Genomic DNA, 12,966 nt, shown 5'->3' on the forward strand with positions numbered 1-12,966 from the left:
CGACCGAACTGCGATTATCGCACTCCGGAGTCGCGCACTGCAGTGGCACCCTGGGCATCGATGGCGCCGGCCGGCGCGACACTCTCGACACCACTGCCTCGGCGGGTCCGCGGCAGCAGCCGACGGGCGATCGCCACCCCGCCGATGCACAGCACGCCGCCGATGATGCCGATGCCCGTCGGGAGTTCGTCGAGTATCGCCCAGGACATCACGATGACGATCGCGGGAACCACGAGCGTCGTCGCCGCCATCGCGCCCGCATCGGTGCGCGCAAGCGCGTAGGCCCAGGTCGAGAAGGCGATCGCGGTGGGACCGATGCCGAGATAGATCACCGCGGCGACCGCCGGCGCGTCCGCGTCGGCGAGTTCGGCGATCGCGGTCGGCGCGAACGGGAGCGTCGCGACCAGGCCGGCGAGCGCACCGAGCCAGGTCGCGGTCAGCGCGCCGACCGTGCGGAGCGCGGACTTCTGGATGAGCACACCCGTCGCGTAGAGGCCCGCGGCACCGAGGCCCAACACGATGCCGAGCCAATCGGCGTGTGCGTCGGCGGTGGCCGAACCACCGACCGCGATGAGCACGACCCCGGCGAAGGCGATCGCCATCCCGATCACCAGGTGTCGCGGAAATCCCTCTCCCAGAAAGGCTCCCGCCGCCAGCGCGACGAGGATCGGGGCGAGGTTCACCAGCAGGGACGCGGTACCGGCGTCCAGATGTTGCTCGGCCCAGTTCAACAGCACGGTGTAACCCGCGAACCAGGCGACACCGTAGGCGATCACGAGACCCAGTGCCCGTCCGCGGGGAAACCACGCGGGGACCGGACGGTCGTCGTCGACGGCAGTGCCCCGTCTCCGCAAACGCACCACCAGCATGATGGCCGTCAGCGGGACGACCGCCGCGAGCAATCGCACGAACGCCATCGACCCCGGCGAGAACGAATCCCCCAGCGCACGAATGCCGATGAACGCCGACGCCCACAACACCACGGTGACCACCGCAGCGAGCGCAGGCAGAGAGACGACGCGGATGCGTGGCGGGAGCAGGGGCACGGTCCCAGCGTCGCGTATCGCACCCTGAAGGACAAGCGATTTCATGGGCTTCGACAAGCTCAGCCAGCGGGGGGGCAGCTCAGCCAGCGGGGGGCAGCCCAGCCAGCAAGGGCAGCCCAGCCAGCGAGGGCAGCCCAGCCAGCGAGGGCAGCCCAGCCGGCGGGGGCAGCCCAGCCAGCGAGGGCAGCCCAGCCAGCGAGGGCAGCCCAGCCAGCAGGGGCGGCCCAGCCGGCGGAGCGGGGCTAGCCGAGCTTGCGCAGGCGCGGTTCCAGATCGCGCTGGAAGTTCTCCAGGAACCGACGCTGGTCGTGGCCCGGGGCGTGGAAGACGAGGTGGTTGAGCCCCGCGTCGGTGTAGAACTTGACCTTCTCCACGGCCTCGTCGGGGTCGGACGCAACGATCCAGCGCTTGGCGACCTGCTCGATGGGCAGTTCGTCGGCGAGACGTTCCATCTCGGTGGAGCTGTTGACGCTGTGCTTCTGCTCCGGCGTCAGTGACAGCGGCGCCCAGAAGCGCGTGTTCTCCAGTGCCAGTTCGGGATCGGGATCGTAGGAGATCTTGATCTCGATCATCTTGTCGATGGCGTCGAAGTCCCGTTCGGCCTTCTCCGCACCTTCCTTCACCGCCGGCAGCAGCTTCTCGGTGTAGAGCTCGGCGCCCTTGCCCGAGGTGCAGATGAAGCCGTCCCCGGCGCGACCCGCATACCGGGCGACGACCGGACCACCGGCGGCAACGTACACCGGGATCGGTTGTTCCGGAACGTCATACATGTACGCACCCTGCGTGTGGTAATACTCGCCGTCGAAGTTGACCTCGTCGCCGGTCCACAGTTCACGCATGAGAGTGATCGCCTCGCGCAGGCGGGCGAAGCGCTCCTTGAACTCGGGCCACTCGCCCTGGAAGCCGGTGGCGTATTCGTTGAGCGCCTCGCCGGTGCCGACACCGAGCATGATGCGGCCCGGGTACATGCAGCCCATCGACGCGAAGGCCTGGGCGATGACGGCCGGGTTGTAGCGGAAGGTCGGGGTCATGACCGATGTGCCGATCTGAACGCGCTTGGTGCGCTCGCCGACGGCCGCCATCCACGCGAGCGAGAAGGGAGCGTGGCCGCCGTTGTGCCGCCACGGCTGGAAGTGGTCGCTCACCGCGACCGAGTCCAGTCCGTGTTCCTCGGCCGCGACCGCGATCTCCACCAGCTCGCGCGGATCGAACTGCTCCGCCGATGCCTTGAAACCGAGCTTGAGTTCTGCCATGAGCCTCGCCCCTAACCGTCGGCCGTGCCGACCTGACATTCCCTGGTCGATCCGCTGATCGTGATCGCCGTCTGTGACCTCAGTTACCAACCTAGAGCATGGGTGGCGGGACGCCTCTCCAGCTCCCGGCGTGCACCTCCACCCGCATCCGGAAGGGACGAATGGACCTCAAGTTGACTTGAAGTCCTACCCTGGGCGACATGAGCATGGAGTCGGTCGCGTGGGACATGATGTACAAGTCGTCGACCTCGCCGGACGGTAAGCGGTTGCGGGGGGATCGGCGTACGACGCTGCGTCGGATCAGCGGGTTCGCCGGACCCCATCGCCGCCGGATAGCGCTGTTCCTCGTGCTGTCCGTGTTCACCGCGGTCCTGACGGTGGTCACGCCGCTCCTCGCCGGACGCGTCGTCAACCTCATCACCGACAGCGGGTCCGAGGCGATGATCGTCGGTCTCGCGGTGACGATCGCCCTGATCGCCGTCGCCGAGGCGGCGGCCGGAATCGGGGTGCGGTGGCTGTCGTCGAACATCGGCGAGGGCCTCATCCTCGACCTGCGACGCGCAGTCTTCGACCATGTCCAGCGGATGCCGGTCGCCTTCTTCACCCGCACCCGGACCGGCGCCCTGGTGAGCCGGCTCAACAACGACGTCATCGGCGCGCAACGCGCCTTCAGCGACACGCTCTCGGGCGTCGTGTCGAACATCGTGACGCTCACGCTGACGCTGGGCGTGATGATCTACATCAGCTGGCAGATCACGCTGCTCGCCCTCGTGCTGCTGCCGATCTTCGTGGTCCCGGCGCGCCGGATGGGACGCCGGATGGCCGCCCTGTCGCGTGAGGCCGCCGAGCACAACGCCCGGATGTCCACCCAGATGACGGAACGGTTCTCCGCACCCGGAGCCACCCTGGTCAAGCTGTTCGGACGTCCCGACCTGGAATCACGCGAGTTCGCCGACCGTGCGGATCGCGTGCGCGACATCGGTGTTCGACGCGCGATGCTGCAGGCCTACTTCTTCACCGCGTTGACGCTGGTCTCGGCGCTCGCGCTCGCCCTGGTCTACGGGCTCGGGGGATGGCTTGCGGTGAACGAACATCTGTCGGCGGGTGCGGTCGTCTCGCTCGCCCTGCTCCTCACCCGCATGTACGCCCCGCTCACCGCGCTGGCGAACGCACGGGTCGAGATCATGAGCGCGCTGGTCAGTTTCGAGCGCGTCTTCGAGGTCCTCGACCTGACACCGCTGATCACCGACGCCCCGGACGCACGCCCGGTCCCCGGCACCGAAAGCGGCCGGCCGGTCCCGGTGTCGGTGCGCTTCGACGACGTCTCCTTCGCCTACCCCGCCGCCGACAAGGTCTCGCTGGCATCACTGGAAGAGGTTGCACAGCTGGACAACCGGGCGGGTACGACGGTTCTGCACCACGTCGACCTCGATGTTCCCGCGGGCAGCATGGTGGCTCTTGTCGGCAGTTCGGGTGCGGGCAAGTCGACGATCGCGAGTCTCGCGACCCGGCTGTACGACGTCGACGAGGGCTCGGTGCAGCTCTCCGGCGTCGACATCCGCGACCTGCAGACCGCGTCGGTGCATCGCACCGTCGGCCTGGTCACCCAGGACGGCCACCTCTTCCACGACACCATCCGCGCCAACCTCGTCCTCGCTCGACCCGACACCTCCGACGAGGAGATCTGGGACGCGCTGCGCCGGGCGCGTCTCGACGAGCTGGTGGCGTCGTTGCCCGACGGACTCGACACCATCGTCGGCGAACGCGGATACCGCCTCTCCGGCGGTGAGCGCCAGCGGATGACGATCGCGCGGCTACTGCTCGCGCAGCCGTCGGTGGTGATCCTCGACGAGGCGACCGCACATCTGGATTCGACCTCGGAGGCGGCCGTTCAGGAAGCATTGGGCGAAGCCCTCGAAGGCCGGACCTCGATCGTGATCGCACACCGCTTGTCGACGATCCGCGCGGCGGACCAGATCGTGGTGCTCGAAGCAGGACGCGTCGTCGAACGTGGCGATCATCCGACGCTGCTGGCGCGCAACGGACGCTACGCCGAGCTCTACCGCACGCAGTTCGCCGACGACGGCGACGAGGGCGAGGACGACGGCGGGACGCTGAGCGCCTGACTCCGGCTTTCCCGGAGGGGGCTCACCAGAACCTTCGGATCAGGCAGCAGGGGGAGGGTTGTCGTCGAGGTCGTCGAAGTTGTCGATCAGCGGACGCCGGGGGCGCTTCGGGTCCTTGGCGCGCTCTGCGCGGCGGCGGCGGATCTGCAGCACGATCAGCACGATGTTGACCACGATGATGGCGATCCCGACGGCCACCCAGAACCAGCGGCCGTCGCGCCACCAGTCGACGGTCAACCAGCCCAGGCAGACGATGAGGATGGCCGCGCCGACGCTGGTCATCGTCGTCGACAGCGTCTGCGCGCCGCGGGAGAAGTCGGGGCCGGTACTCACGGGAACTCCTGGGTAGAACAGGTCGGGATGGCGATCAGGTCTGGATCACGACGACAACCGCGATCAGGATGGCCACCACCACTATCGCAGTGACGACGAACAGGATCTGGGCCGGGCCCGGCATCTGTCCACCCTGCTGGAGCACTCGCATCGTCCGCCGCCAGCGCCACGCACCGATCACGGCGAGGGAGCAACCCAGGGCGACGAGGACGAGACCGAGGACCAGTTCGAGCACCGGATCGTCGATGTCGGGGGCGAGGTAGACGATCGCCATACCTGCCGCCATGAACCCCATCGCGGTCCGCACCCACGCGAGGAGCGTGCGTTCGGCGGCGAGGGTGAAGCGCGCGTCGACCGCACCGGGCGGGGCGTCGGTGGGTGGCGCGGCGGTGGGGACGGCACCTGCTTCGGTGCCGGGGCGGCTTTCGTCAGCCGACCCGTTGGTCCTCTCGGTCGTCAGTGCTCTTGCCCTCTCGTATCGCCTGTTTCGCGAAGGCCGCGGTCACCTCGATCGCGTGGATGGTCTCCGGGTGATGCGAGGCCAGCACCGGGAACGCGTGCACCTGCCAAGCGTAGCTGTGCGCGAGGGCCTCGATCCCCGCCTGGTCGAGAATCTCGACCAGGTCGATGACGTCGGGCTCCAGCATCTCGCCCTGGGCGGTGACCATGACCGTCGGCGGGAACTCGTCCGGATCGAGATCGGAGATCCGGCGCACCCCCGTCAGCGGCACGGGACCGCGATCGAACTTGGGGGCCAGCTTGGCCATCTTCGACTTCGGCAGATAGGCGTCGGAGCGACTGGACCGGTCCGGGTTGGTACCCAGGTCCACGTCGAGCAGCGGAGAGAAGCCGATGAGCGCCGCCGGGGCCGGTAGTCCGCGCTCGGCGACGGCCTCGACGACCTTGGCCGCGAGGAACCCGCCCGCCGAATCACCGGCGACGATGACCCGCCGATAGTGGCGTTCGTTGATCAGTTCGGCGTACGCGTCGATCGTGTCGGCCACCGATGCGCCCACCCCCGCCTTCGGCAGCTGCCGGTACTCGAGTGAGAACACCGGGATCTCGCAGGCGCGCGCCAGCCGCGCGGCGATCGAACGGTGGGTACCGAGACCGCACACGACGAAGGCGCCGCCATGCAGGTACAGCATCGCCGTGTCGCTGTCCCGGCGCGACGGACCGGCGGGCATGATCAGCTCCGTGGAACGACCCGCGAGGGTCAACTGCTCGCGGACGACCCCGCGGGGTTTGGGTCCGACCGCCATCAGCCGGTCGATCAGGAACAGACCGGCGAGGCCCGCACTGTTGACCGGCCACAGGGTGAGCATCGGCTTCAGGAACAGGCGTGATCCGAGCCAGAGAGGATATGACAGGAGACTCGGCCGCCGGTGATGGACGATGGGCATGGAATTCCTCCTGGTCTGAGCCGAAGCTACACCCTCGGCACCCCTCCTGTATCCGGTAAACGCCGGGGAAAAACATTCACCGGGCCGAGCCCTGCTGGTCACCTGGGTCGGCTATATTCTCGAACTCGTGACTAGACGGTGGCTGTGACGCAGGTACAGATCTCTCCTCAGTTCCTGCTGTCCGCGCAGGCAGACGATCCGCGGACCCTGTGTGACGTCCTCACCGAGACCGCGCGGGCGAACCCCGACGCCGCCGCGATCGACGACGGCGACGTCACCCTCACCTACGGCCAGCTGCTGGCGCTGATCCGACGCACCGTCGCTCGTCTCGCCGAGGTGGGCGTCGGGCACGGCAGCCGCGTCGGCATCCGGATGCCGTCCGGTTCACGCGATCTGTACGTCGCCATCCTGGCCACGCTGTACGCCGGTGCCGCCTACGTGCCCGTGGACGCGGACGATCCCGATGAGCGCGCCGAACTCGTCTTCGGCGAGGCCGACGTGGATGCCATCGTCGACGCCGACGGCCCGCACGCGACGAAACCCGCCGGCACCGCGGTCGCACCGGCGCGTCCGACACCCGACGACGACGCGTGGATCATCTTCACCTCCGGTTCCACCGGCACCCCGAAGGGTGTCGCGGTCACCCACCGCAACGCGGCCGCCTTCGTCGATGCCGAGGCACACATGTTCCTCGCCGACGCGCCGATCGGACCCGGTGACCGTGTGCTCGCCGGGCTCTCGGTCGCTTTCGACGCGTCGTGCGAGGAGATGTGGCTGGCCTGGCGCAACGGCGCCTGCCTCGTTCCGGCACCACGATCGCTGGTGCGCAGCGGCATGGACCTGGGGCCCTGGCTGGTCGCGCGGGACGTCACCATTGTCTCGACCGTGCCGACACTGGCGTCGTTGTGGCCACCGGAGGCCCTGGAGGCGGTGCGACTGTTGATCTTCGGCGGCGAGGCCTGCCCGCCGGAACTCGCCGATCGCCTCGCCGTGCCCGGGCGGGAGGTGTGGAACACCTACGGCCCCACCGAGGCGACCGTGGTCGCGTGCGCCGCCCCGCTCGGCGGACCCGGTCCGGTGCGCATCGGATTGCCTCTGCGCGGATGGGATCTCGCGGTCGTCGACGCCGACGGCCGGCCGGTCGCCGAGGGCGAGGTCGGCGAACTGGTCATCGGCGGCGTCGGACTGGCCCGCTACCTCGACCCGGCCAAGGACGCCGAGAAGTATGCCCCGATGCCGACCCTGGGCTGGGAACGCGCCTACCGCAGTGGCGATCTCGTGCGACTCGAGTCCGCGGGCCTGATCTTCATGGGTCGGGCCGACGACCAGGTGAAGGTCGGCGGGCGACGCATCGAACTCGGCGAGATCGACAATGCCCTACAGCACCTGCCCGGTGTGAGTGGCGCCGCCGCCGCGGTCCGCAAGTCCGCGGCGGGCAACAGCCTGCTCGTCGGCTACCTGGTCTCCGCTGATCCCGACTTCGACGTCTCGGCCGCGCACGCCGAACTCACCCGCCACCTGCCCACCGCGATGGTCCCGACCCTCGCCCTCGTCGACGAATTGCCCACGCGCACTTCGGGAAAGGTTGATCGCGATGCGCTGCCCTGGCCCCTGCCGGGCAGCAGCAGACCAGTGGATGAGGATGTGGAACTCGGTGAGACCGAGTTGTGGCTGGCCCAGTTGTGGACCGATGTGCTCGGCATCCGGGTCAGCAGCCCCGATGTCGACTTCTTCGCCGAGGGCGGTGGTTCGCTCGCCGCCGCACAGCTGGTGACCGCGATCCGCGGACGCCACCCGGACATCTCGGTCGCCGACCTCTACGACCATCCCCGTCTCGGCTCGATGGCCGAGATGCTGGACGCGCGCAGACCGACGACGAACATCGTCGAACGTCATGTGAGACCGACACCGCGCGCCACGGGCGTCGCCCAGGTCGCGCTGACCGTTCCCCTGACCACCCTGACCGGTCTCCAGTGGGCGACCTGGCTCGGCGTCGTGAACAACCTGGCCGCCGTCGTCGCCGACCGGATGAACCGCTCGGTCCCGTGGCTGGTCGAGGTGAACTGGTGGGTTCTGCTCGTCGCGTTCCTGGTCTTCATCACGCCGCCCGGCCGGATGTTCATCGCGGCGTCGGGTTCCCGTCTGCTCCTCGCCGGCGTCACCCCGGGTGAGTACCCCCGCGGCGGCGGCGTGCACGTGCGGCTGTGGGTGGCCGAACGACTCCTGGACGCGAGCGGTGCGGCGAACCTCTCCGGCGCGCCGTGGATGATCTACCTCGCCCGCGCTCTCGGCGCACAGGTCGGGCGGGGCGTCGACCTGCACACGATCCCGCCGGTCACCGGACTGCTGACGGTCGGGGAAGGCGCCTCGGTCGAACCCGAGGTCGACCTCGCCGGTTGGTGGATAGACGGCGACGTCGTCCACATCGGGGAGATCGCGATCAAACGCGGGGCGACGATCGGCGCACGGTCGACGCTCATGCCGGGAGCCGTCGTCGGACGTGACGCCGTCGTCGCGCCGGGTTCCGCGGTGTTCGGTCGGGTGAAGGCGCGCCAGCACTGGGCCGGCTCACCCGCGATCAAGGTGGGCAAGGCCGCACACCCCTGGCCCGATCACCGGCCACCGCGCGCCAGTGGCTGGGTGCCGGCGTACGGCCTGTCCTCGCTGGTCCTGGCCGCGATCCCGCTGGTCTCGCTGGCCGCGGGACTCGCCGTCATCGGCAGCTGGGCCCTCTCTGCGGACCGGTTGCGCGACGCCGCGGTCCGTGCGCTCATCCTCCTGCCGGCCGCGACCCTCACCAGCCTCGTCGTCTTCGCCGCGATCACCGCAGGACTGGTACGCCTGGCATCGCTGGGGTTGAGCACCGGCTACCACCCGGTGCGATCCCGGGTCGGTTGGCAGGTCTGGCTCACCGAACGGCTCCTCGACGCCGCCCGCACCTATCTGTTCCCGCTCTACGCCAGCCTGCTGACACCGATCTGGTTCCGCGTGCTGGGCGCCAAGGTCGGCAAGAGCACCGAGATCTCGACGGCACTCGTGCTGCCGCGCTTCACCACCATCGGCGACGGCGCCTTCCTGGCCGACGACACGATGGTCGCGTCGTATGAGCTGGGCGGCGGCTGGCTGCACATCGACGAGGCGAAGATCGGCAAGCGCTCGTTCCTCGGGAATTCCGGGATGACCGGGCCGGGCCGCAAGGTGCCCAAGAACGGCCTGGTCGCGGTGCTGTCGGCGACGCCGGACCGCGCGAAGTCAGGGTCGAGCTGGCTGGGCAGCCCACCGGTCCGCCTGCGCCGCACCGCCGCCGAGATCGACACGTCGCGCACCTTCGACCCGCCGACAAAGCTGAAGGTCGCGCGTGCCGCCATCGAAACCCTGCGTCTCATCCCGGTGATGGTGTCGTTCGGGCTCGGTGTCGGCATGTTGTTCGCGCTGCAGTACGTCGCCGTTCACCTGCACTACGGCATGGCCGCGCTGGTGAGCGGACTGTTGCTGCTCGGGGTCGGCGCCATTGCCTGTGGCACCGCGGCCGCCGCCAAATGGCTCGTCGTCGGACGCATCACGGTGAGCGAGCACCCGCTGTGGAGTTCGTTCGTCTGGCGCAACGAGCTGTCGGACGCGTTCGTCGAGACCGTGGCCGCGCCGTGGTTCGCCAATGCCGCCACCGGGACACCGATTCTCAACCTGTGGCTTCGTCTGCTCGGCGCCCGGATCGGGCGTGGCGTGTGGTGTGAGACGTACTGGCTACCCGAGGCCGATCTGGTCAGCCTCGGCGACGGCGCGACCGTGCAGCGAGGCTGCGTCGTCCAGACGCATCTGTTCCACGACCGCGTGATGGCCATCGACCGCGTCACCCTCGACGCCGGCGCGACCCTCGGACCGCACTGCGTCGCCCTTCCGGCGTCGGGGCTGGGCGAATCGGCAACGGTCGGACCGGCTTCGCTGGTCATGCGCGGCGACGTCGTGCCCGCGCACACCCGTTGGCAGGGCAATCCCATCGCCCCGTGGCCGACGGCGAAGTAGGTTCCGACCAGCCCGACCAGCAGGGCGGTCCTGCCGGCCGAGCCGCGTCGAACGAGCGCAGCGAGGACGCCGCGTGTCGAGGTCAGACCGCAGGCTCGACCGGGGCCTCGACCTTCTTGGGGAGCGTCAGGAGCGTCGCGATGGACAGTGCGACCAGCATGATGCCACCGACCCAGGCCAGGACCTGGAGCGAGAAGACCGGCAGGATGATCATCACGATTCCGGCGATCACCGCGACGATGCCCGAGAGGATCAGGAACCAGGTCGGGCTGTGACCGGACTTCGTGACCGCCGCATAGAGGTCGGCGACACCCTGGAAGATCCAGCCGATGCCGATGAAGACCGCGAGCAGCCATATCGCGTCGCCGGGGCTGAAGAGCGCGATGATTCCGGCGAGCAGCACGATCACGCCGACCACGCCGAGCAGTACGCGCACTCCCGTACTCAGGAACGACGCCGCGAACGCCTGGTAGATGCGGAAGATCCCGGCGATGATCAGCGAGATCGCGAACAGGATCGCCACCACGACGATGGTGGGTCCCGGCCACACGATCACCACGACACCGAGAACGATGCCGACGATCGAGGTGACGATCAGCGCGGTGCGGACGGCGCCGATCAGTTCGTCGGGGAAATGTTTCGTGTACGCCGTCGCAAATGTCATGGTCGAAGGTTATCGGGAGACGGACCCCGGCACATGCTGATCGCGGGGCCCTGGCACAAACCTGACTGCGGCTACCGGTAATAAGTAGCGGATGACCATCATCGCCTTTTTCGAGGCTGTCGAGACCTCCTCGGCGTCGGAGCTGCGCTACCGGCCCACGCAGTTCGCCTCCAGCCTGTGGGCGCCGGGGACGTTGAGCGGGCCTGCGGTGTGTGCGCTCGCCGCGCGCGCGGTCGAGGTGGAGTACGGCGACGATCAGTTCCTGCCGGCCCGATGCACGATCGACCTGTTCAAGGCCGCCCGCGACGTCATCACCTCCACACGGACGCGGCTGACACGCTCCGGTGGACGTATCCGGGTCGTCGACGTCGAGATCGTGCAACACCCGGAGGACAGCGAGGAGGTCGTCGTGGCACGAGGGACGACCGTGTTCCTGCGGACCTCGGCCAACCCGCCGGGAGAGCGATGGCAACGGCCGCCGGAGGCGGTGACGTTCCGTCCGCCGAGATCGACGCCCTCGGACGACGACCTCATCCCGCGATGGGCGTCCGACGCGCCGGGCCGTGCACCCAGGGAATGGGAGTACGAGATGCCCGATCACCAGAACGCCTATCGCAAACGAGTCTGGACTCGCGCGGCCCCGATCGTGCCCGGCGAGGAGCCGACACCGTTCCAGCGCGCCGTCATCAGCGCGGAGTCGGCGAGTGTCATCTCGAACTGGGGTACCACCGGCATCGGTTTCATCAACTGCGACCTCACCGTGGCGATCAGTCGTCTACCCCGTGGTGAACGCATCGGCGTCGAGGCCGACCTCCATGTCGAGGACGACGGCGTCTCGGTCAGCAACGCGGGACTGTACGACGCCGACGGGATGTTCGGGACGGCGCTGGTGACCGCGGTGAACAACGCTGCGGCACAGATCGACTTCACCACCGTCGACACCACCGCACGCTATCGTCCACTCTGACCGTTTTCAGCGTTTCGCCAGGATAGCGACCTATTCTTCCGGCCCCCAGCACCTCTCAGGTCTTGATAAGGTCTCGCCCATGACACGACGCCTTCATCGGCTTCTCCTGGGTCTCGTCGTCTCGACGCTCGCAGTTGCTCTGACGACGACACTGACCGCCTCGCCCGCACAGGCCGGGAATGCCGCAGGTCCGGCGACCATCGTCAATCGCCTGACGGGCCCGTTCGCGATGAACGACACCATCGGACGCTTCAACATCGTCGGCACCGATCTGGGCGTCATGTGGGACAACGGTCGCGGCGAGATCCTCACCGCATTCGGTGACACCCAGTCGTTCAACGGTTGGTCCCTGCTGTACGGCGAGCTGTACTACTGGCGGTCCAACGTCCTGCTGCGCAGCGCGGACCGCAATCTGGCCGACGGCATGACCTTCACCTCGCACGCCGGCCGCCCCGGCCACGCGAAGCGACTGCTGAAGCCCAATGTCCGTCGCGAGGTCACCATCATCCCGACCGCGGGTGTCGCCGCCAACGGCAAGCAGTACATGACCGTCATGTCGGTCAAGCGATGGGATCAGCCGGGGATCTGGACGACCAACTGGTCGGGCCTGGTCGTCTCGAACGACAACGGCGAGAACTGGCGGGCCCTGAACGCCTTCCGTCCGAACGGAGGCGGCAACAAGAAGTTCCAGATGGGCGCCTTCCTGAAGGTCGGCAAGACCATCTACTACTACGGCACCCCGGACGGCCGGTGGGGCGGCGTCTACCTTGCCCGCGTCGACGAGAAGGACATCGAGAACCTCGGCAAATGGGACTACTTCTCCTACGGCCGTTGGGTCCGCAACGACCCCGGCGCCGCGACCCCGGTGATGGGCGCCCCGACCGGCGAGCTGTCCGTGGCCTGGAACGATTACCTCGGCAAGTACATCTCGCTGGCAAGCCAGGACATCGGCGTCACCCTCCGCACCGCCGATAACCCATGGGGCCCTTGGACTTCCGGTGAGATCGTCGCACCGTCCGCCGACCCGTACACCGGCTACGCGCCGTACATCCACCCGTGGTCGAAGGGCAGCACGCTCTACTTCACGTACTCGATCTCGATCGGCTATCAGGTCTATCTGATGCGGTTGCCCCTGAAGAGATGACACTGAA

10 protein-coding genes are annotated in these 12,966 nt (G+C 68.4%); 4 read left to right on the forward strand and 6 right to left on the reverse strand.

All coding sequences use genetic code 11. The annotated features are described in order from the left end of the window. Positions 1-14: 14 nt before the first annotated feature. The gene (locus GAA2_RS21110) at positions 15-1,046 is read right to left on the reverse strand and encodes a DMT family transporter (protein ID WP_191834572.1); all 1,032 of its coding nucleotides are present in this window, start codon (positions 1,044-1,046) and stop codon (positions 15-17) included. 242 nt (positions 1,047-1,288) lie between these two features. Then, on the reverse strand, positions 1,289-2,299 hold the full coding sequence (fgd, locus tag GAA2_RS21115) for a glucose-6-phosphate dehydrogenase (coenzyme-F420) (protein ID WP_191834573.1): 1,011 nt from the start codon (positions 2,297-2,299) through the stop codon (positions 1,289-1,291). A 200-nt stretch (positions 2,300-2,499) separates the two neighbouring features. Here fgd and GAA2_RS21120 point away from each other — a divergent pair, with 200 nt between their 5' ends. Then, complete coding sequence (locus GAA2_RS21120; RefSeq protein ID WP_191834574.1) at positions 2,500-4,425, forward strand: ABC transporter ATP-binding protein; 1,926 nt, start codon at positions 2,500-2,502, stop codon at positions 4,423-4,425. A gap of 39 nt (positions 4,426-4,464) precedes the next feature. Here the strand turns inward: GAA2_RS21120 and GAA2_RS21125 are convergent, their stop codons facing one another. The 3 genes from GAA2_RS21125 to GAA2_RS21135 are packed head-to-tail and all read right to left on the reverse strand — an operon-like array spanning position 4,465 to position 6,161. Beyond that, complete coding sequence (locus GAA2_RS21125) at positions 4,465-4,758, reverse strand: hypothetical protein (RefSeq protein WP_191834575.1); 294 nt, start codon at positions 4,756-4,758, stop codon at positions 4,465-4,467. A gap of 34 nt (positions 4,759-4,792) precedes the next feature. Next, a complete protein-coding gene (locus GAA2_RS21130; protein ID WP_096274780.1) occupies positions 4,793-5,218 on the reverse strand; it encodes a YidH family protein in 426 nt (141 codons plus the stop codon). Continuing rightward, entirely contained in the window at positions 5,187-6,161 is a 975-nt protein-coding gene (locus GAA2_RS21135) for an alpha/beta hydrolase (protein ID WP_191834576.1), read from the reverse strand. The genes GAA2_RS21130 and GAA2_RS21135 overlap by 32 nt, the downstream gene beginning before the upstream one ends. A gap of 144 nt (positions 6,162-6,305) precedes the next feature. On the opposite strand from GAA2_RS21135, the gene GAA2_RS21140 reads away from it, so the two are divergent. Further along, complete coding sequence (locus GAA2_RS21140) at positions 6,306-10,184, forward strand: Pls/PosA family non-ribosomal peptide synthetase (RefSeq protein ID WP_191834577.1); 3,879 nt, start codon at positions 6,306-6,308, stop codon at positions 10,182-10,184. Positions 10,185-10,266: 82 nt separating this feature from the next. Here GAA2_RS21140 and GAA2_RS21145 read toward each other — a convergent pair whose 3' ends face one another. After that, the gene (locus GAA2_RS21145) at positions 10,267-10,848 is read right to left on the reverse strand and encodes an HdeD family acid-resistance protein (RefSeq protein ID WP_191834578.1); all 582 of its coding nucleotides are present in this window, start codon (positions 10,846-10,848) and stop codon (positions 10,267-10,269) included. A 91-nt stretch (positions 10,849-10,939) separates the two neighbouring features. On the opposite strand from GAA2_RS21145, the gene GAA2_RS21150 reads away from it, so the two are divergent. Together GAA2_RS21150 and GAA2_RS21155 are read left to right on the forward strand one after the other, a co-directional pair. Continuing rightward, positions 10,940-11,815, forward strand: coding sequence for an acyl-CoA thioesterase domain-containing protein (locus GAA2_RS21150; protein WP_191834579.1), 876 nt, complete (start codon positions 10,940-10,942; stop codon positions 11,813-11,815). Between the two features lie 79 nt (positions 11,816-11,894). Further along, positions 11,895-12,959 (forward strand): DUF4185 domain-containing protein, encoded by a 1,065-nt coding sequence (locus tag GAA2_RS21155; RefSeq protein ID WP_191834580.1) that lies wholly within the window; start codon positions 11,895-11,897, stop codon positions 12,957-12,959. Positions 12,960-12,966: the final 7 nt, after the last annotated feature.

Origin of the sequence: Gordonia ajococcus (genome assembly GCF_012974285.1) — a bacterium.
Classification (GTDB): Bacteria; Actinomycetota; Actinomycetes; order Mycobacteriales; family Mycobacteriaceae; genus Gordonia; species Gordonia amicalis.